The organism is Erwinia sp. AK-PDG3-5, from assembly GCF_056821705.1.
The window spans coordinates 3,918,262-3,937,556 of the sequence record NZ_CM165967.1 but is presented as its reverse complement, the minus strand read 5'-3'; the positions used below and the strand labels follow the sequence as shown (position 1 = coordinate 3,937,556).

The window sequence follows — 19,295 nt, the reverse complement described above, 5'->3', positions numbered from 1 at the left end:
TAACCGGGTATAAACTGTTTTTTACGAGCAGTTAAAACGCGTATGCTTGCGGTACTTTTCTTCATCACTTTGTTAAGGGAATGCCCAGATGAATGCAGCGCTCAAACGACTCCTGAAAAATGAAGCCACCGGTGGCGTGGTTCTCATTATCGCTGCGGCGATAGCGATGATCCTCGCGAATACGGCTGCGACCCAGCAGGCTTATCAGTCGATCCTGACTATGCCGGTCGAATTCCGCTTCGGTAGCCTGGATATCAGCAAAAACCTGCTGTTGTGGATCAATGATGCGTTGATGGCGGTGTTCTTCCTGATGATCGGTCTGGAAGTGAAGCACGAGCTGGTCTCCGGCTCTCTGGCAACGCGTGAGCGTGCAATGTTCCCATTGATTGCCGCGCTGGGCGGTATGCTGGCACCCGCGCTGATCTATGCGGCGATGAACCATAACGATCCGCTGGCCATTCACGGCTGGGCTATCCCGACCGCGACAGACATCGCGTTTGCGCTGGGTATCCTGGCGTTGCTCGGCAGCCGCGTGCCGCCTGCGCTGAAGATGTTCCTGATGGCGCTGGCCGTCATTGATGACCTTGGGGCGATCCTGATCATTGCCTTCTTCTATACCCAGGAGCTGTCCGTGGCGTCACTGGCCGTTGCCGGCGGCGCGATTGTGGTGCTGGCGCTGCTGAATAAATTGGGCGTGCGCAGTATCTCGCTTTATATGCTGGTCGGGATGGTGCTGTGGGTGGCGGTGCTGAAGTCTGGCATCCACGCCACGGTGGCGGGTGTGCTGGTCGGATTCTTTGTGCCGTTGAAAAAAGAAAACGGTCATTCCCCGGCGATGCACCTGGCGCATGGCCTCGCACCCTGGGTGAGCTGGGTGATCCTGCCGCTGTTTGCCTTTGCCAATGCCGGCGTCTCGTTAACCGGCGTGTCCGCTGATGGACTGCTGTCAGCGGTGCCAATCGGCATTATTTTGGGGCTGTTTATCGGTAAACCGCTGGGGATCACCCTGATCTGCTGGCTGGCAGTAAAAATGAAGATTGCGGCCTTGCCGGAAGGCACCCGCATGCAGGACATCGCGTCCGTCGGGCTGCTGTGCGGTATCGGCTTTACCATGTCGATCTTTATCGCCTCGCTGGCCTTTGATGCGGCCCATGAAGAGATGGTGACGCTGGCAAAATTGGGTATCCTGGTCGGTTCGGCTATCTCAGCGGTGATGGGGTACACGCTGCTGCGACTCAAATTGCGATAACGCGGCGCCGGTCAGCGTCGGCTGGCCGGTTCCGATCACGCCATCAGGGAGGCGCGCATGTCACACATAAACTTCAACCATCTGTATTACTTCTGGCAGGTGTGCAAAGCCGGTTCGGTGGTCGGCGCGGCAGATGCCCTTAATCTGACGCCGCAGACCATCACCGGACAGATCAAAGCGCTGGAGGACCGTCTGCAGGGCAAACTGTTTAAACGCCAGGGAAGAGGGCTGGTGCCATCTGAGCTCGGACAGCTGGTGTTCCGCTATGCCGACAAAATGTTTCAGCTCAGCCAGGAGATGCTGGATATCGTTAACTACCGCAAGGAAGCCAGTCTGCTGTTCGACGTTGGCGTGGCGGATGTGCTGTCGAAAAGGTTGGTCAGCCAGGTGCTGCAAACCGCGGTGGTCGACGAAGATAAAATTCATCTGCGCTGTTATGAATCGACCCACGAAATGCTGCTTGAGCAGCTGAGCCAGCACAAGCTGGATATGATCCTCTCCGACTGCCCAATCGATTCCACCCAGCAGGAAGGGCTGTTCTCCGTCAAGCTGGGCGAATCCTGCATCAGCTTCTGGTGTCAGGCACCGCAACCCGATTTGCCTTTCCCGGCCTGCCTTGAACAGCGAAAGCTGCTGATCCCCGGCCGTCGTTCGATGCTGGGACGAAAGCTGCTCAACTGGTTCCAGACCCAGGGACTGGAAGTGGATATTTTAGGCGAGTTTGACGATGCCGCACTGATGAAGGCGTTCGGTGCCAGCCACAATGCGATTTTTGTCGCGCCTTCAAGCTATGCAAACGATGTGTTTTTTGAGAAAGGGATTTTAGAACTGGGCAGGATAGACAGCGTGGTGGAAGAGTATCACGTGATATTTGCCGAGCGGATGATCCAGCATCCGGCGGTACAGCGTATCTGCAACAAGGACTTTACGGGGCTGTTTTCCTGAATTGCAGACACAAAAAAACCGGCAGAGCCGGTTTTTTCATCAAAGCCGATTAGCGGGCTGGAGATTAATCCAGTTTGCTGATCTGTGCAGCCAGATTTGCTTTATGGCGTGCAGCTTTGTTTTTGTGGATCAGGCCTTTAGCTGCCTGACGGTCCACAATTGGTTGCATTTCATTAAATGCATTCTGCGCAGCCGCTTTATCGCCAAGAGCGACAGCCGCGTAGACTTTCTTGATAAAAGTACGCAACATTGAACGACGGCTAGCGTTGTGCTTACGACGCTTCTCAGACGTTACTGCGCGTTTCTTAGCTGATTTGATATTAGCCAAGGTCCAACTCCCAAATAGTTCTATGAGGACAATTCAAAGGCCGAGGAATATGCCTCTTTCGCCCATGGTTGTCAATGGATTTGTGCAAATAAGCGCCGCCAAACACGCGACACTCTATTACGTTTCGATGGCGCAAGATTCTACCAGCTTCATCTCACCGAATACAGCTTAATCACAAGATAAATGCTATTGCCGCCTGACGGAGCAGTTTACCGCAGAAAATGCCGCGATAAACAGAGTAAAGCCGCATTCGCGGGTTAACCTTCAGAGCTGTACAAGGTATAATCCGCCGATTTCCACAAATTTGAGCCAGCCATGAAGTTTATCCGCGGCATACATAACCTTAGGGAGCAGCATCGCGGCTGCGTACTGACCATCGGTAACTTCGATGGCGTACATCGCGGCCATCAGGCGTTGCTGGCCCGACTGTGTGAAGAAGGACGCCAACGCAATTTGCCGGTGGTGGTGATGATCTTTGAACCGCAACCGCTTGAGCTGTTTGCGGCTGATAAAGCGCCTGCCAGGCTGACTCGCCTGCGGGACAAAGTGCGCTACCTGAGCGAAGCGGGTGTGGATGCGGTGCTGTGCGTGCGTTTCGACCGCCGCTTTGCCGCGCTGACCGCGCAAAGTTTTGTCACCGACTTACTGGTGGACAAGCTGGATGTGAAGTTCCTGGCCGTAGGCGATGACTTCCGCTTTGGCGCTGGTCGCCAGGGGGATTTCCTGTTATTACAGCATGCGGGCATCGAACATGGCTTTGATGTCATCAGTACCCAGACCTTCTGCGATGATGGCAAGCGCATCAGCAGCACGGCAGTCCGTCAGGCGTTGGCCGACGATAATCTGCCGCTGGCGGCTGCACTTCTTGGACATCCCTTCAGCATTTCAGGCCGGGTGGTGCACGGTGATGCACTGGGCCGGACGTTAGGCTTCCCTACCGCTAATCTGCCGTTACGACGCTATGTTTCGCCGGTGAAAGGGGTGTATGCCGTGGAAGTGCTGGGTCTGGGCGATAAACCTTTGCCTGGCGTTGCCAACATTGGCACACGCCCAACGGTCGCCGGCATGCGTCAGCAGTTAGAAGTTCACCTGCTGGACGTTGCAATGCACCTGTATGGACGCCATATAGACGTGGTGCTCTGTCAAAAAATACGAAATGAGCAGCGTTTTGCTTCACTTGACGAGCTCAAAGAGCAAATTGCTAAAGATGTGGTGAGCGCCCGGACATTTTTCGGGCTGAAAACACCGGTTTAAACAGAACCGAAATACGGAATCGAGAATCTGATGAGTGACTATAAATCTACCCTGAATTTGCCGGAAACGGGGTTCCCGATGCGTGGCGATCTGGCCAAGCGTGAACCGGGAATGCTGCAGCGTTGGTATGATGACAATCTCTACGGCATCATCCGCGAAGCCAAAAAAGGGAAAAAAACCTTTATCCTGCATGATGGCCCTCCGTACGCGAACGGCAGCATTCATATTGGTCACTCAGTTAACAAGATTCTGAAAGACATTATCGTTAAGTCCAAAGGTCTGTCGGGCTTCGACTCGCCGTATGTGCCGGGTTGGGACTGCCACGGTCTGCCGATTGAGCACAAAGTTGAGCAGATGATCGGTAAGCCAGGTGAGAAAGTCACCGCGGCAGAATTCCGTGCTGCCTGCCGTGAATACGCGGCCGAGCAGGTTGAAGGCCAGAAAAAGGACTTCATCCGTCTGGGCGTGCTGGGTGACTGGGATCGTCCTTACCTGACCATGAACTTCAAAACTGAAGCGAACATCATCCGTGCGCTCAGCAAAATTATCGGCAACGGCCACATGCACAAAGGCGCCAAGCCGGTGCATTGGTGCATGGATTGCCGCTCTGCGCTGGCAGAAGCCGAAGTCGAGTACTACGACAAAACCTCGCCCTCTATCGACGTGATGTTTAATGCCGTCGATAAAGACGCGGTACAGGCCAAATTTGGCGTCGCGCACGTTGACGGCCCCATCTCGCTGGTGATCTGGACCACCACGCCGTGGACCATGCCGGCTAACCGCGCCATCTCTCTGCATCCGGAGTTCGAATACGAACTGCTGCAGATCGAAGGCCGCGCGCTGATCCTGGCCAAAGACATGGTCGAGAGCGTGATGAAGCGCGTCGGCGTGAGCGAGTGGAAAGTGCTGGGCGAGGTGAAAGGGGCTTCTCTTGAGCTGCAGGCCTTCCAGCATCCTTTCCTCGATCACACTTCACCGGTTGTCCTCGGCGAGCACGTGACGCTGGAAGCGGGTACCGGTGCCGTTCACACCGCGCCGGGCCACGGTCCTGATGACTATGTTATCGGCCAGAAATACGGTATCGAAACCGCCAACCCGGTTGGGCCAGACGGCAGCTTCCTGCCAGGCACTTATCCCTCGCTGGATGGCGTAAACGTCTTTAAAGCCAACGACATGATCGTTGAGATCCTGCGTGAAAAAGGCGCGCTGCTGCATGTGGAAAAACTGCTGCACAGCTACCCACACTGCTGGCGCCACAAAACGCCAATCATCTTCCGTGCCACGCCGCAGTGGTTTATCAGCATGGATCAAAAAGGTCTGCGTGCGCAGTCACTGAAAGAGATCAAAGGCGTGCAGTGGATCCCAGACTGGGGCCAGGCGCGTATTGAATCGATGGTCGCCAACCGTCCAGACTGGTGTATTTCCCGCCAGCGTACCTGGGGCGTGCCGATGTCGTTGTTCGTGCATAAAGACACCGAGCAGCTGCACCCGGATACCCTTGAGCTGATGGAGAAAGTCGCTCAGCGCGTTGAGCAAGACGGTATTCAGGCCTGGTGGGATTTGGACGCCAGCGAGCTGATGGGCGCCGACGCAGAAAACTACGTCAAAGTGCCTGACACGCTGGACGTGTGGTTTGACTCCGGCTCAACCAGCTTCTCGGTGGTGGATGCCCGTCCTGAATTCAACGGTCACTCGCCGGACATGTATCTGGAAGGATCGGATCAGCACCGTGGCTGGTTTATGTCTTCCCTGATGATCTCGACGGCGATGAAAGGCAAAGCGCCTTACCGCCAGGTACTGACCCACGGTTTCACCGTTGATGGTCAGGGCCGTAAGATGTCGAAATCCATCGGCAACACCGTTTCACCACAAGACGTGATGAACAAGCTGGGTGGCGACATCCTGCGTCTGTGGGTGGCGTCTACCGATTACTCTGGCGAAATGGCCGTATCGGATGAGATCCTGAAACGCTCGGCTGACTCCTATCGCCGTATCCGTAACACCGCGCGCTTCCTGCTGGCTAACCTGAACGGCTTCAACCCAGAAACCGACAGCGTGAAGCCGGAAGAGATGGTGGTGTTGGATCGCTGGGCAGTGGGTCGTGCCAAAGCGGCGCAGGACGATATCCTCGCTTCGTATGAGAACTATGACTTCCATGAAGTCGTCCAGCGTCTGATGCAGTTCTGCTCGGTTGAGATGGGCTCCTTCTATCTGGATATCATCAAAGACCGTCAGTACACCGCGAAAGCCGATGGCCTGGCGCGTCGTAGCTGCCAGACCGCGCTGTATTACATCGCGGAAGCGCTGGTCCGCTGGATGGCGCCGATCATGTCCTTCACCGCAGATGAAATCTGGGGCGAACTGCCAGGCAAGCGCGAGAAGTATGTCTTCACCGGTGAGTGGTTCGACGGCCTGTTTGGTCTGGCGGACAACGAATCGATGAACGACAGCTACTGGGCTGAGCTGCTGAAAGTGCGCGGCGAAGTGAACAAAGTGATCGAGCAGGCGCGTGCTGATAAGCGCGTTGGCGGATCGCTGGAAGCAACGGTAACGCTGTACGCCGATGCCGATCTGGCTAAGAAGCTGGTTAGCCTGGGTGAGGAGCTGCGCTTTGTGCTGCTGACCTCGGGTGCCCAGGTGGCTGACTATGCGCTGGCAACCGAAGAAGCGCAGCAGAGCGAGCTGGTGAAAGGTCTGAAAATTGCCCTGCATAAAGCAGAAGGCGAGAAATGCCCACGCTGCTGGCATTACACTACTGACATTGGTCAGAGTGCCGAGCATCCGGACGTGTGCGGACGCTGTGCCACCAACATTGCGGGCGCTGGCGAACAGCGTAAGTTTGCCTGATGAGTAAACCTATCTTCTCGACCGGTTTACGCTGGGTCTGGCTGGTTCTGGTGGTGATTGCCATCGACTTCGCCAGCAAGCAGTGGATTATGAACACGCTGATGTTGCATGAGTCGATGTCAGTGATGCCGTTTTTCAACTTCTTCTATGCGCACAACTACGGGGCGGCGTTCAGCTTCCTCGCCGATAAGGGCGGCTGGCAGCGCTGGTTCTTTGCCGGCATCGCGGTGGCGATTGTGGTGGCGTTGCTGGTGATGATGTACCGCACTGCCGCCAGCAATAAGCTCAACAACATTGCTTACGCGCTGATTATTGGCGGCGCGTTAGGTAACCTGTTTGACCGCGCGTATCATGGCTTTGTCGTCGACTTTATCGACTTTTACGTTGGCGACTGGCACTTTGCCACGTTCAATATCGCCGACTGTGCCATCTGTATTGGTGCCGCACTGATCGTGCTGGAGGGCTTTCTCAGCCCGTCCGGCAAACCGGCAAAAAATTAAGGGCAGGGCATGACTGATTCTGTACAGCGCGAGAGCGCAGTGCTGGTGCATTTCACCTTGAAGCTGGAAGACGGCTCCACGGCGGAATCCACGCGCAATAACGGCAAGCCCGCGCTGTTCAGCCTGGGCGACGGCAGCCTGTCAGAAGGGTTGGAGTCGCATTTGCTGGGTCTGACCGTGGGCGAGAAGAAATCCTTCTCGCTGACGGCGGATGATGCTTTTGGCCAGAGCAGCCCGGATTTGATTCAGTATTTCTCCCGCCGGGATTTTACCCAGGCAGGCGAGCCTGAAATCGGCGCCATCATGCTGTTCAGCGGCATGGATGGCAACGAAATGCCCGGCGTGATCCGCGAGATTTCCGGTGATTCGATCACCGTTGATTTCAACCATCCGCTGGCCGGGCAGACTATCCACTTTGAGGTTGAAGTGCTGGAGATCGATCCGGTACTGGAGGCGACAAATGCAAATCCTGTTGGCTAATCCCCGCGGCTTTTGTGCCGGCGTCGATCGCGCCATCAGCATTGTGGAGCGCGCGCTGGAAATGTACGGCGCGCCAATCTACGTGCGTCATGAAGTGGTGCATAACCGCTATGTCGTCAACAGCCTGCGCGAGCGCGGTGCGATCTTTATTGAAGATATCGGGGAAGTGCCGGACGGCTCGATCCTGATTTTCTCCGCGCACGGTGTTTCTCAGGCGGTCAGGGCGGAAGCTAAAGCACGCGATCTGACCATGCTGTTTGATGCCACCTGTCCGCTGGTGACCAAAGTGCATATGGAAGTGGCGCGAGCCAGCCGCAGAGGCACTGAAGCGATCCTGATTGGTCACGCCGGCCACCCGGAAGTGGAAGGGACGATGGGCCAGTACAGCAGCCCGAAAGGCGGCATGTATCTGGTTGAAGCGCCCGAGGATGTCTATAAGTTGCAGGTTAAGGATGAAAACAACCTGTGCTTTATGACCCAGACCACGCTGTCGGTGGATGATACCTACGAAGTGATTGATGCGCTGCGTGCCCGTTTTCCGAAGATTGTCGGCCCGCGCAAAGATGACATCTGCTACGCCACCACCAACCGTCAGGAAGCCGTGCGCACGCTGGCAAAAGACGCCGACGTGGTGCTGGTGGTGGGTTCACGCAACTCCTCCAACTCCAACCGTCTGGCCGAGCTGGCGCAGCGTGCAGGGAAACTTGCGCGACTGATCGACTCCGCCGATGACATCCAGGAAGAGTGGATCAAAGGCGTGAGCTGTGTCGGTGTCACCGCCGGCGCTTCCGCACCTGACATTCTGGTGCAGGAAGTGATCCAGCGTTTGCGCGAGTTCGGTGGCGAAACCGCTATCGAGCTGATCGGCCGTGAAGAGAACATTGTTTTCGAAGTGCCGAAAGAACTCCGCGTCGACGTTCGCCAGGTCGACTAGCGGGTTCTGGGATATGGGACTGTTGTTTGATCGCTTAAGTCGTCTGGACGTTCAGGTGGCTCTCTCCCTTCCCCTCAAGCTTCAGTGTCGAATGGTCGATTGTGAACACCCAGGTCAACATCCTCTGAGTTGACCTGGGTGTTAACCAAATTCCTTTTAACGTTGACCTGTGCGTTCACCAGATCACCAACGCTCTTCAGAAGTTGAAGTTCTCCTCCCACTCATTCCCCCGATCAAAGCCAGACAAAATTTGTTTTACTGATAATCCGTCGCGTCTGGCATAAAATTCTAATCATGGTGTTTTTATTGTGGCGCAGAGGTTACCGCGTGGTTAACCTGTCAGCGCTTTGCATGCACAGACTTTATACAGGGATTCATTATGAACAATGCACAAATCCGCCTTGCCATTGTTGGCGCCGCAGGACGCATGGGGCGTCAGTTAATTCAGGCAGCACAGGAGGCGGACGGCGTGTGCTTAGGCGCAGCTTTGGTGCGTGAAGGTTCTTCACTGGTCGGCGTAGATGCCGGCGAGCTGGCCGGAACCGGCGCGACGGGCGTCAGGATTAGCGACAACCTGGACGCCGTGGTGAGCGACTTCGACGTGCTGATCGATTTTACCCGCCCTGAAGGCACGCTGGCGTATCTGGATTTTTGCCGTCAGCACCAGAAAGCGATGGTGATCGGTACCACCGGCCTGGATGACTCGGCCAAAGCGGCGATCAAAGAAGCGTCACATGAGATTGCTATCGTGTTCGCAGCGAACTTTAGCGTGGGTGTGAACCTGGTGCTGAAACTGCTGGAAAAAGCCGCCAAAGTGATGGGCGACTATGCCGATATCGAAATCATTGAGGCTCACCACCGTCATAAAGTGGATGCGCCATCCGGGACCGCGCTGGCGATGGGCGAAGCGATTGCCGATGCAATGGACTGGGATTTAAATGAGCACGCCGTGTATGCCCGCGAAGGCCATACCGGTGAACGTAAGGCACAAACCATTGGTTTTGCGACCGTTCGTGCCGGCGATATCGTTGGCGAACACACCGCGATGTTTGCGGATATCGGTGAGCGCGTAGAGATAACACACAAGGCTTCAAGCCGCATGACCTTCGCGAAAGGCGCAGTTCGTGCAGCTGACTGGTTAAGCACGCGAAAAGCAGGTCTTTATGATATGCGAAGCGTGTTGAATTTAGATGATTTATAAGTGTTGTGCACCATCGTGATGTGGTTATTTCAATCATAAGTTTCTGATTGGTAAGGGCAATAATTTTATTGCCCTTTTTATTTTGTAATAATCCTGACTTGAGTTAATTTTCTATCCATAATGGTTATTATGGGGTTTTATCTTCAATTTATTCCGCAAAAATTGTTAATTTTGACCATTTGGTCCACTTTTTAACGCCATTTTCCCTTTTCCTATGCACATCCCGTCAGGCAACCGGTTTTATGGACTGGATATCTGTTCTTTTCAGGGTAAATCCTCCGATTTCCTCTCCAGTTGAGTAAAAGACTAAGAAAAAGTGAGCTGCGGGGTAGACAACAGAGTGAGCGATCATTAGAATGCGCGCAATTTGCCAAAAATCGAGAATTCAGGCGGTTTTTGCATTGATTTATGGCTCTGTTATGAATTAATATGCAAATAATGTGACTGTTTATTCTCAGGAGGATGTTTTGATTAAGTCAGCGCTATTGGTTCTCGAAGACGGAACCCAATTCCACGGTCGGGCCATCGGGGCAACAGGATCGGCAGTGGGGGAAGTTGTTTTCAACACTTCAATGACCGGTTATCAAGAAATCCTCACTGATCCTTCCTATTCCCGCCAGATCGTTACTCTTACTTATCCCCATATCGGCAATGTCGGCACCAATTCCGCTGACGAAGAATCCTCTCAGGTACATGCTCAGGGCCTCGTCATTCGTGACCTGCCGCTGATTGCCAGCAACTTCCGTAATGAAGAAGGGCTGTCTGAGTATCTGACGCGTCACAACATTGTCGCTATTGCCGATATCGATACGCGTAAGCTGACCCGTCTGCTGCGCGAAAAAGGGGCGCAGAACGGCTGCATCATCGCCAGCGACGCACCTGATGCGCAGCTGGCTCTGCAGCAGGCGAAAGCCTTCCCGGGCCTGAAAGGAATGGATCTGGCGAAAGAAGTGACCACCAGTGAAAGCTACAGCTGGCTGCAAGGCAGCTGGACGCTGGACGGATTGCCGGACGCGAAGCAAGAAGCCGACCTGCCTTTCCATGTCGTGGCCTATGACTACGGCGTGAAGCGCAACATCCTGCGCATGCTGGTTGACCGTGGCTGTCGTCTGACGATTGTGCCGGCGCAAACGCCAGCAGAAGAGGTGCTGAAGATGAACCCGGATGGCATCTTCCTCTCTAACGGACCTGGGGACCCGGAACCGTGTGATTACGCGATTGCGGCAATTAAAGCGTTCCTGGAAACCGACGTGCCGGTCTTCGGCATCTGCCTTGGCCACCAGTTACTGGCGCTGGCCAGCGGGGCAAAAACCGTCAAGATGAAGCTGGGCCACCACGGCGGCAACCATCCGGTGAAAGACCTGGATAACAACACCGTGATGATCACCGCACAGAACCACGGCTTCGCCGTAGACGAAACCAACTTACCGGCAAACCTGCGAGTGACGCACACCTCGCTGTTTGACCAGACGGTACAGGGCATTCACCGCACTGATAAAGCAGCGTTCAGCTTCCAGGGTCACCCGGAAGCCAGCCCGGGCCCACACGATGCCGCGCCGCTGTTCGATCACTTTATCGAACTGATCGAAGCCTACCGTTCAACCGCTAAATAATCAGGAGCGAGAAAATGCCAAAACGTACCGACATAAAAAGTATCCTGATCCTTGGCGCTGGCCCGATCGTGATCGGCCAGGCCTGCGAATTTGACTACTCTGGTGCACAGGCCTGTAAAGCCCTGCGCGAAGAGGGTTACCGCGTGATTCTGGTTAACTCCAACCCGGCAACCATCATGACTGACCCGGAAATGGCCGATGCGACCTATATCGAGCCGATCCATTGGGAAGTTGTGCGCAAGATTATCGAAAAAGAGCGCCCGGATGCGGTTCTGCCAACCATGGGCGGCCAGACCGCACTGAACTGTGCGCTGGAACTGGAACGCCAGGGCGTGCTGGAAGAGTTCGGCGTGGCGATGATTGGTGCTACCGCCGATGCCATCGACAAAGCAGAAGACCGTCAGCGCTTTGATAAAGCGATGAAGAGCATCGGTCTGGATACCGCGCGTTCAGGCTTCGCACACAACATGGAAGAAGCCTATGCGGTTGCCGCAGACGTTGGCTTCCCATGCATCATCCGCCCTTCCTTTACCATGGGCGGTTCAGGTGGCGGTATTGCCTATAACCGTGAAGAGTTTGAAGAGATTTGCGAACGCGGTTTGGATCTTTCCCCAACCAACGAGCTGCTGATTGATGAGTCGCTGATTGGCTGGAAAGAGTACGAGATGGAAGTGGTGCGTGATAAAAACGACAACTGCATCATCGTCTGCTCGATTGAAAACTTCGATGCGATGGGCATCCACACCGGTGACTCCATCACCGTGGCGCCAGCCCAGACCCTGACCGACAAAGAATATCAAATCATGCGTAACGCCTCGATGGCGGTACTGCGTGAAATCGGCGTAGAAACCGGTGGCTCCAACGTGCAGTTCTCCGTTAACCCGGCGAATGGCCGTCTGATCATCATCGAAATGAACCCACGCGTGTCGCGCTCTTCTGCGCTGGCGTCGAAAGCCACCGGCTTCCCGATTGCTAAAATCGCGGCCAAACTGGCGGTAGGTTACACGCTTGATGAGCTGATGAACGACATCACCGGTGGTCTGACCCCGGCTTCGTTCGAACCGTCTATCGACTACGTTGTGACCAAAATCCCTCGCTTCAACTTCGAGAAATTTGCCGGCGCCAATGACCGCCTGACCACGCAGATGAAGTCGGTGGGTGAAGTGATGGCGATTGGCCGCACCCTGCAGGAATCCATGCAGAAAGCGCTGCGCGGCCTCGAAGTTGGCGCACATGGCTTTGACCCGAAAGTTGACCTGAACGATGCGGAAGCGATGACGGTTATCCGTCACGAGCTGAAAGACGCCGGTTCTGACCGTATCTGGTACATCGCGGATGCGTTCCGTGCGGGCATGAATGTGGAAGAGATCTTCAGCCTGACCAACGTTGACCGCTGGTTCCTGGTACAGATTGAAGAGCTGGTTCAGCTGGAAGGCCAGGTTGCCCGCGAAGGCGTCAATGGCCTGACGGCGGACTTCCTGCGTACCCTGAAGCGTAAAGGCTTTGCCGATGCGCGTCTGTCTGCGCTGGCGGGTGTGTCTGAAGCTGAAGTACGTAAGCTACGTGAGCAGTACAATCTGCACCCGGTGTATAAGCGTGTCGATACCTGTGCGGCGGAATTCTCTACCGATACCGCTTACATGTACTCCACCTATGAAGAAGAGTGCGAATCCAACCCTAACAGCGACCGTGAGAAAATCATGGTGCTGGGCGGCGGTCCAAACCGTATCGGCCAGGGCATTGAGTTCGACTACTGCTGTGTCCATGCTTCACTGGCGCTGCGTGAAGACGGTTATGAGACCATTATGGTCAACTGTAACCCTGAAACCGTCTCCACCGACTACGACACCTCCGACCGTCTGTACTTCGAGCCGGTAACGCTGGAAGACGTGCTGGAAATCGTGCGTATTGAGAAGCCGAAAGGTGTGATCGTGCAGTACGGTGGCCAGACGCCACTGAAACTGGCGCGTGAGCTGGAAGCCGCTGGCGTGCCGATTATCGGTACCAGCCCGGATGCCATCGACCGTGCAGAGGACCGCGAGCGTTTCCAGCAGGCGGTTGAACGCCTGGGTCTGAAGCAGCCGGCAAACTCCACCGTGACGGCGATTGAGCAGGCGGTAGAGAAAGCGGCGGTGATTGGCTATCCGCTGGTTGTGCGTCCTTCTTACGTGCTCGGCGGTCGTGCGATGGAAATCGTGTATGACGACATCGACCTGAAGCGCTACTTCCAGAATGCGGTTGCCGTATCTAACGATGCGCCGGTGCTGCTGGACCGCTTCCTCGACGACGCGGTAGAAGTGGATGTGGATGCGATTTGCGACGGTGAGCGCGTGCTGATTGGCGGCATTATGGAGCATATCGAGCAGGCGGGCGTGCATTCCGGTGACTCCGCGTGTTCACTGCCAGCCTACACGCTGAGCAAAGAGATTCAGGACGTGATGCGTCAGCAGGTTGAGAAGCTGGCCTTCGAACTCTGCGTACGTGGCCTGATGAACGTGCAGTTTGCGGTGAAAGACAACGAAGTTTACCTGATTGAGGTGAACCCACGTGCTGCCCGTACCGTACCGTTTGTTTCCAAGGCGACCGGTGTGCCGCTGGCGAAAGTGGCGGCACGCGTAATGGCAGGCAAAACGCTGGCAGAGCAGGGCATTACGGAAGAAGTCATTCCGCCTTACTACTCGGTGAAAGAAGTGGTGCTGCCGTTTAACAAGTTCCAGGGCGTTGACCCCATCCTCGGCCCTGAAATGCGTTCAACCGGTGAAGTCATGGGTGTTGGCAAAACCTTCGCAGAAGCGTTCTCGAAAGCGATGCTGGGCGCGGCGAGCAACATGAAGAAAACCGGTCGTGCCTTGCTGTCCGTGCGTGATGGCGACAAAAAGCGCATCGTTGCGCTGGCCGCCAAGCTGCAGTCACTGGGCTTCGAACTGGACGCGACTCACGGTACCGCAGTGGTGCTGGGTGAAGCAGGGATCAACATCCGCCTGGTCAACAAGGTGCATGAAGGCCGTCCGCATATCCAGGACCGTCTGAAAAACGGTGAGTATGCTTACATCGTAAACACCACCGCAGGACGCCAGGCGATTGAGGATTCCAAACTGATCCGCCGCAGCGCGCTGCAGTACAAGGTGCACTACGACACCACGCTGAACGGTGCCTTTGCTACGGCAAACTCACTGAGCGCAGATCCCACCGCGCAGGTTATCTCCGTTCAGGAAATGCACGCGCAGATCCAGGGCTAAGTCTCTGTCAGCAAATATCGATCCCCGCTTCGGCGGGGATTTTTTTTGCCTGAAATTCACGATATTTGCTGCGGGTAATTTCTGAATAAGCTCGGAGAATTCCGGGCTTAAGAAGAGGCAACGCTTTCTACTGATAGAGCCATTTTCCGGCCCGGGCTGATTCAGCCAACATGTTGAGTGTCAGTGGTAACGGTTCGTCCTCGTCATTCCCGCATCTACAAAGCGCAAAGACCGAAAAACCAGACGCTTCAACAGGCCAATATTTCACGAAATCAAACCCGGCAGGGGCAACCTTAAATTTCCCGAAATACTCTTCCATTATTTCGTCACCTGCCTCACAGGCCCACACATAGCGCCCGGTTGAAAGGCTGGTATCCATCGTGACGGGCCAGCGCTTTTTGGAAAAAAAGCCCGGTTTGTTAAACCGTTCATTATACCAATCAAGGATGTCCTCATTACTCACCATAGGCGATCTTCCTCCCTGGCAATGGTGTTGTAACGGTTAGTAGCCTTATAGGCAATGGTAGCTATGTCTTCCGTTAATATTACCCATCCAAGTATGGGGATCCATCGACCAACAAAAGCCCCCAGATTTGTTACATAGGAGAATTTAGCCTCCGAATGCTTCCATTGGTGAGAGTAGGCCAGTGTTTAACTTCTATGTTAAGCCATTGCCGCAGATGATAGCTCAGGGTAGACGTACCTGGAGTGGCTCCGAATGGTTTTGCACGCGTCGCCTTAATAGGTTGGCCGAGAATGATTAATGCATTGAATGTTCCCATCCAGGTATTTCCATGTGATTTTCTGCTAGCGCAGTTGGACAGCCTCTTTATGTCCCACATTAACGACGGTTTTTGTATCGTGCATCATAGGGACAACGGAGACAATTTTTACGCCTTCAAGGAACATGTTGAAGTACTCATCTCCCTGTCCGGCATCATTGATGCGGTACCACTTTAACTCTGCGGATTCTAATGTCTGACCAGTGGCTACGGCCTTATATAAGTATGGAGAAGAGGGGTCAAACTCCTTCTCAACTTGCATCGCGCCATGCAAGCGGGTGCCTGTCAGTTTGCCTGTGCCATTATCAGTTGGGATGCTTAATGAGTGATTGAACGATGTGATTTCGATTGAATACTCGCGGTCTTTGACATCAACAGAACCTTTGATGAGCGCGCCGCCGTCATCCTTGAGCCATAAGTATGCTGGTATAGCCATTTCTTTAAATCTCCCTATATAAAGTACGACTCTCATAAATCTCCATGACATTAATTTGAAGGGAAGATGTGAGTAAAGTTCATTTTTTTGCCTGAAATTCCCCCATCCTCACCCCCCCCTCGCTGGCCGATTGTTGTGCAATCGGTTAACTACTTGCACCTCTTTTAATCAGAGCTTTTTATTATCTTCAGGCGATTCCCCCATAAAATCAGTAGCTTGATTTATTGGCACCCAAATTGCTTTAAGGGAAAGGTAGAGTTGTTGGACCAATTATTCAGGGGAAGCCATGTCAGCATCGATCGGTAGTCTCGGCCCGATTGCGGTACAGCACAGTGACGTGCTGGTACTGGACGCGCTGACCCGTTACGTCGCCCAAAGCGGCACCCAAATCGGCGAGCGTTTACCCCCGGAACGCGTGCTTGCAGAAAAGCTCGGCGTCAGCCGTAACACCGTGCGTGAAGCCCTTAAACGGTGGGAAGCGCTGGGTATCATTGTTCGCCGTAAAGGCAGTGGCACTTTTCTCTATGCTGAAGTCACCAGTGATGACAGTTTCCTGTCGCTGCGTTTCAAAAACGACTCCAGCAATATGCTTCATGCGCTGGAGGTGCGCCGGATTATTGAAAGCGAATCCTGCGCGCTGGCGGCGGTCCGTGCTTCCGATGACGATCTGCGTGAAATTGAGATCCGGCTGGAAGAGATGGAAAGAGTCCATCTGGCAGTCGGTTCTGCCGGGGCAGAAGACTGGGCATTTCACGCCAGCATTTACCACGCGGCGCACAATCCGCTGCTACTTCGGATGGTGGTGGGTCTTTACGACACGCTGCATGCCTTTTTTGAATCACCGCCTGAACAGGCGCTGTTTAGCGATTCGTTTTCCCTGCATCGCACCCTGTATGAAGCCATTGCCGACCGGAATGCGGAAGAAGCACGACGCATCAGCCATTTAATTCTCGATATAACCGAGCGTGATATGAAGGAAGTGATTAATGCAGCCTGAAAAGCCCTTTAGTGAACAAACCCGACTGACCCACGATCAACGCCATGATAAAGGCGCGGTTTCCCCGCCCATCTATCAATCCTCTTTGTTCAGCTTCAGTGATTACGACAGCATGATTGCTCGCTTTCGTGGCGACAGCGATCGGCCGTTGTATTCGCGGGTCGATAACCCGACGGTCAAAGTTCTGCAGGACAAAATGGCCGAACTGGAGGGTGGGGAAGCCTGCCTGGCTTTTGGCAGCGGGATGGCGGCGATCAGCAACGCCATTCTGAGCGTGGTCCAGCCCGGCGATAAGGTGGTTTGCATCAATCACGTCTACCCGGATACCTACCGCTTCCTGAAAGGGTTCTGCACCCGCTTTAACATCAGCAGTGAGTTTGTCGATGGCGACTCGCTTGAGGCGATTGCCGCCGCGCTGCCGGGTGCGAAGTTGCTGTATCTCGAAAGCCCAAGCAGTTGGGTGATGAGTGAACAGGATTTGCAGAAGATTGCCACGCTGGCGAAAGAGCACAAGGTGATCACCCTGATTGATAACAGCTGGGCCTCGCCGCTGTTCCAGAAGCCGCTGGCGCAGGGCATCGATATGGTGGTGCATTCCGCGTCGAAATACATTGGTGGTCACAGCGATGTGGTGGCTGGACTGGTTATCGCCAATGCAGAACGCATCAGCGCCATCTCGCGTTATATCAGCCCGTTCCTTGGCGGTAAGCTGTCGGCTAATGAAGCCTGGCTGCTGATCCGTGGCCTGCGTACCTTGCCGTTACGCATGCGGCAGCACCATGAAAGTGCGCTGCAGCTGGCTTCTCAACTTCAGGACCATCCGCAGATCCATGCGGTAAACCATCCGGGCCTGCACAAAGCCGCCTTTTCAACCCTCAGCGGCTACAGCGGGCTGTTCTCTTTTGAGCTGGATGAGTCGGTCGATATTCCGACCTTCTGTAACGCGTTGCAGCTATTCCATATGGGTGTGAGCTGGGGAGGGTTTGAAAGTCTGGTGATGCCCGCTATTTCGGTGCTGAACCAGTCCGGTGATTTTAACTCCGCCGTTGATTTTGGCGTCTCACCGCGCGTGATCCGCGTCTCCATCGGTCTGGAAAATACCGCAGATTTGTGGAACGACCTGCAGCAGGCGATTGCCGCCGCACGCCAGTAACCTGATTGCCCGCACTCCATTAAAGAGAGGTCATGAAAATGCGACAGCCTTTACGCTCTTTGTTACTTAACAGCGTCCTGATTACCCTGGGAATGTGCAGCGCCTACAGCACAGTGGCCGCCACCAAACTGACGCTGGTGGAAGTGATCACCAGCCCGGCCCGCACGGCGATGCTGCAGAAAATGCTGAGCGAATATAAAACCCAGCACCCGGAGACGGAAATCGAAGTGATCTCCCTTCCCTGGGGGCAGGCGTTTGAAAAACTGGGCACCATGATGCAAAGCGGGCAGGTGCCGGATGTGGTTGAAATGCCGGATACCTGGCAAGGGCTGTATGCCAGCAACAATATGCTGGTGGATCTCGAACCTAAGCTGAAGGCGTGGCCAAACACCGCCAACCTGACCGACAAAACGCTGGATATGGCGCGGGCGTCGGACGGTAAAGCCAATATGGTTCCTTACGGTTTCTATCTGCGTGCCATGTTCTGGAATAAGAAACTCTTCCAGCAGGCAGGCTTGAGTGGCCCACCAAAAACCATGGATGAGTTTGTGGCGGATGCCAAAAAGATCAGCGCGCTGGGCAATGGCATCAGCGGGTACTGCATGCGCGGCGGCGTAGGTGGCACCAATGCGTGGATGATGTTTATGACCACCATGAACGGTTCACCGGCTTTCTTTGATAAAGACGGGAACAGCACGCTGACCCAGCCTGGGGCGATCAAAGGCGCGCAGCTGCTGGTCGATATGTACAAGCAGGGCGGTGCACCGAAGGACAGCGTCAACTGGGGCTTCAATGAAATTGTCTCCGGCTTCTACTCCGGAAAATGCGCCATGCTGGACCAGGATCCCGATGCCCTGATCGCCATCAAAAACAGCATGAATCCGGATGACTTTGGCGTGGCGCCAATGCCGGTCGGGCCATCAGGCAAAGCCTATCCGACCATTGGCTACACCGGCTGGTCGATCTTCAAGCAGGCTAAATACCCGGATGACGCCTGGCAACTGATCCAGTTCCTTAGCAGTGAAGCCAATAACCTCACCTGGTCGAAGTTTGTCGGCACCTTGCCAATCTACAAAGGGGCCGAGAACGATCCGTTCTACCACTCACCCCAGTTTGCGGGCTGGTTCACCGAGCTTAACGATGCGAAATACGTTCCCCTGACCATGCCAACCCATCTGAAAGGCTGGGGCTATTTCAACTCGGTCACGGTGAAAGAGAGTACTCAGGAAACGTTGTTAGGGGAAAACGACACGACCTCGATGGTGGAGGATTGGGCCAAATACCTGACCAAAGAGCAAAAAGCCTGGATGGCTACTCAGTAACCCACGCGCCCCCGT

General features: G+C 54.7%; 16 protein-coding genes and 1 pseudogene. 13 read left to right on the top strand and 4 right to left on the bottom strand.

Going from position 1 to position 19,295, the window contains the following annotated elements; translation table 11 throughout:
* Window positions 1-88 precede the first annotated feature (88 nt).
* Both nhaA and nhaR read left to right on the top strand, forming a co-directional pair.
* Window positions 89-1,249: a Na+/H+ antiporter NhaA gene (nhaA, locus tag AC1UKS_RS18350; protein ID WP_482434745.1), complete on the top strand. Its 1,161-nt coding sequence runs from the start codon at window positions 89-91 to the stop codon at window positions 1,247-1,249.
* Between the two features lie 57 nt (window positions 1,250-1,306).
* Window positions 1,307-2,194 carry a transcriptional activator NhaR gene (nhaR, locus tag AC1UKS_RS18345; RefSeq protein ID WP_013200707.1) on the top strand — a complete coding sequence of 296 codons (888 nt, stop codon included), beginning with the start codon at window positions 1,307-1,309 and terminating at the stop codon, window positions 2,192-2,194.
* A gap of 64 nt (window positions 2,195-2,258) precedes the next feature.
* On the opposite strand, the gene rpsT is transcribed toward nhaR, so the two are convergent.
* Window positions 2,259-2,522: a 30S ribosomal protein S20 gene (rpsT, locus tag AC1UKS_RS18340; protein ID WP_013200708.1), complete on the bottom strand. Its 264-nt coding sequence runs from the start codon at window positions 2,520-2,522 to the stop codon at window positions 2,259-2,261.
* 315 nt (window positions 2,523-2,837) lie between these two features.
* Between rpsT and ribF the strand changes: the two genes are divergently transcribed.
* The 8 genes from ribF to carB all read left to right on the top strand — a co-directional run bounded on the left by ribF (window position 2,838) and on the right by carB (window position 14,590).
* Complete coding sequence (gene ribF, locus AC1UKS_RS18335; protein ID WP_265908879.1) at window positions 2,838-3,776, top strand: bifunctional riboflavin kinase/FAD synthetase; 939 nt, start codon at window positions 2,838-2,840, stop codon at window positions 3,774-3,776.
* A 30-nt stretch (window positions 3,777-3,806) separates the two neighbouring features.
* Window positions 3,807-6,623, top strand: a complete 2,817-nt coding sequence (gene ileS, locus AC1UKS_RS18330) for an isoleucine--tRNA ligase (protein ID WP_482434744.1) — start codon at window positions 3,807-3,809, stop codon at window positions 6,621-6,623.
* On the top strand, window positions 6,623-7,123 hold the full coding sequence (gene lspA / locus AC1UKS_RS18325) for a signal peptidase II (RefSeq protein WP_013200711.1): 501 nt from the start codon (window positions 6,623-6,625) through the stop codon (window positions 7,121-7,123). The genes ileS and lspA overlap by 1 nt, the downstream gene beginning before the upstream one ends.
* A gap of 9 nt (window positions 7,124-7,132) precedes the next feature.
* Window positions 7,133-7,603: an FKBP-type peptidyl-prolyl cis-trans isomerase gene (gene fkpB, locus AC1UKS_RS18320; protein ID WP_013200712.1), complete on the top strand. Its 471-nt coding sequence runs from the start codon at window positions 7,133-7,135 to the stop codon at window positions 7,601-7,603.
* Window positions 7,584-8,537: a 4-hydroxy-3-methylbut-2-enyl diphosphate reductase gene (gene ispH / locus AC1UKS_RS18315; RefSeq protein ID WP_053140328.1), complete on the top strand. Its 954-nt coding sequence runs from the start codon at window positions 7,584-7,586 to the stop codon at window positions 8,535-8,537. Before fkpB ends, ispH begins: the two co-directional genes overlap by 20 nt.
* A 379-nt stretch (window positions 8,538-8,916) precedes the next feature.
* A complete protein-coding gene (dapB, locus tag AC1UKS_RS18310) occupies window positions 8,917-9,738 on the top strand; it encodes a 4-hydroxy-tetrahydrodipicolinate reductase (RefSeq protein WP_482434743.1) in 822 nt (273 codons plus the stop codon).
* Between the two features lie 467 nt (window positions 9,739-10,205).
* Entirely contained in the window at window positions 10,206-11,351 is a 1,146-nt protein-coding gene (gene carA / locus AC1UKS_RS18305) for a glutamine-hydrolyzing carbamoyl-phosphate synthase small subunit (protein ID WP_041691900.1), read from the top strand.
* A 14-nt stretch (window positions 11,352-11,365) separates the two neighbouring features.
* On the top strand, window positions 11,366-14,590 hold the full coding sequence (carB, locus tag AC1UKS_RS18300) for a carbamoyl-phosphate synthase large subunit (protein WP_013200716.1): 3,225 nt from the start codon (window positions 11,366-11,368) through the stop codon (window positions 14,588-14,590).
* A gap of 127 nt (window positions 14,591-14,717) precedes the next feature.
* On the opposite strand, the gene AC1UKS_RS18295 is transcribed toward carB, so the two are convergent.
* From AC1UKS_RS18295 to tssD, 3 genes and pseudogenes are all read right to left on the bottom strand, one after another.
* Complete coding sequence (locus tag AC1UKS_RS18295; RefSeq protein WP_482434742.1) at window positions 14,718-15,056, bottom strand: DUF1493 family protein; 339 nt, start codon at window positions 15,054-15,056, stop codon at window positions 14,718-14,720.
* Window positions 15,050-15,357: pseudogene (locus AC1UKS_RS18290) on the bottom strand (STM2901 family protein); the annotation flags it as partial. The pseudogene AC1UKS_RS18290 and the gene AC1UKS_RS18295, both read right to left, overlap by 7 nt.
* Window positions 15,358-15,397: 40 nt before the next feature.
* A complete protein-coding gene (tssD, locus tag AC1UKS_RS18285; protein WP_482437034.1) occupies window positions 15,398-15,808 on the bottom strand; it encodes a type VI secretion system tube protein TssD in 411 nt (136 codons plus the stop codon).
* A gap of 286 nt (window positions 15,809-16,094) precedes the next feature.
* Between tssD and AC1UKS_RS18280 the strand changes: the two genes are divergently transcribed.
* From AC1UKS_RS18280 to AC1UKS_RS18270, 3 genes are read left to right on the top strand one after another with little or no spacing between them, the layout of a single operon-like run.
* Window positions 16,095-16,805, top strand: coding sequence for a FadR/GntR family transcriptional regulator (locus AC1UKS_RS18280; protein ID WP_482434741.1), 711 nt, complete (start codon window positions 16,095-16,097; stop codon window positions 16,803-16,805).
* Complete coding sequence (locus AC1UKS_RS18275) at window positions 16,795-17,958, top strand: aminotransferase class I/II-fold pyridoxal phosphate-dependent enzyme (protein ID WP_482434740.1); 1,164 nt, start codon at window positions 16,795-16,797, stop codon at window positions 17,956-17,958. The genes AC1UKS_RS18280 and AC1UKS_RS18275 overlap by 11 nt, the downstream gene beginning before the upstream one ends.
* Window positions 17,959-17,990: 32 nt before the next feature.
* Complete coding sequence (locus AC1UKS_RS18270; RefSeq protein WP_482434739.1) at window positions 17,991-19,280, top strand: ABC transporter substrate-binding protein; 1,290 nt, start codon at window positions 17,991-17,993, stop codon at window positions 19,278-19,280.
* Window positions 19,281-19,295 lie beyond the last annotated feature (15 nt).

What these genes read in the sequence shown, in the direction of transcription:
- ispH (WP_053140328.1), top strand. Translation starts at nt 7,584, where the DNA reads ATGCAAATCCTGTTGGCTAATCCCCGCGGCTTTTGTGCCGGCGTCGAT.
- nhaA (WP_482434745.1), top strand. Translation starts at nt 89, where the DNA reads ATGAATGCAGCGCTCAAACGACTCCTGAAAAATGAAGCCACCGGTGGC.
- lspA (WP_013200711.1), top strand. Translation starts at nt 6,623, where the DNA reads ATGAGTAAACCTATCTTCTCGACCGGTTTACGCTGGGTCTGGCTGGTT.
- AC1UKS_RS18270 (WP_482434739.1), top strand. Translation starts at nt 17,991, where the DNA reads ATGAAAATGCGACAGCCTTTACGCTCTTTGTTACTTAACAGCGTCCTG.
- carB (WP_013200716.1), top strand. Translation starts at nt 11,366, where the DNA reads ATGCCAAAACGTACCGACATAAAAAGTATCCTGATCCTTGGCGCTGGC.
- AC1UKS_RS18280 (WP_482434741.1), top strand. Translation starts at nt 16,095, where the DNA reads ATGTCAGCATCGATCGGTAGTCTCGGCCCGATTGCGGTACAGCACAGT.
- AC1UKS_RS18295 (WP_482434742.1), bottom strand. Translation starts at nt 15,056, where the DNA reads ATGGTGAGTAATGAGGACATCCTTGATTGGTATAATGAACGGTTTAAC.
- ileS (WP_482434744.1), top strand. Translation starts at nt 3,807, where the DNA reads ATGAGTGACTATAAATCTACCCTGAATTTGCCGGAAACGGGGTTCCCG.
- ribF (WP_265908879.1), top strand. Translation starts at nt 2,838, where the DNA reads ATGAAGTTTATCCGCGGCATACATAACCTTAGGGAGCAGCATCGCGGC.
- AC1UKS_RS18275 (WP_482434740.1), top strand. Translation starts at nt 16,795, where the DNA reads ATGCAGCCTGAAAAGCCCTTTAGTGAACAAACCCGACTGACCCACGAT.
- dapB (WP_482434743.1), top strand. Translation starts at nt 8,917, where the DNA reads ATGAACAATGCACAAATCCGCCTTGCCATTGTTGGCGCCGCAGGACGC.
- nhaR (WP_013200707.1), top strand. Translation starts at nt 1,307, where the DNA reads ATGTCACACATAAACTTCAACCATCTGTATTACTTCTGGCAGGTGTGC.
- tssD (WP_482437034.1), bottom strand. Translation starts at nt 15,808, where the DNA reads ATGGCTATACCAGCATACTTATGGCTCAAGGATGACGGCGGCGCGCTC.
- fkpB (WP_013200712.1), top strand. Translation starts at nt 7,133, where the DNA reads ATGACTGATTCTGTACAGCGCGAGAGCGCAGTGCTGGTGCATTTCACC.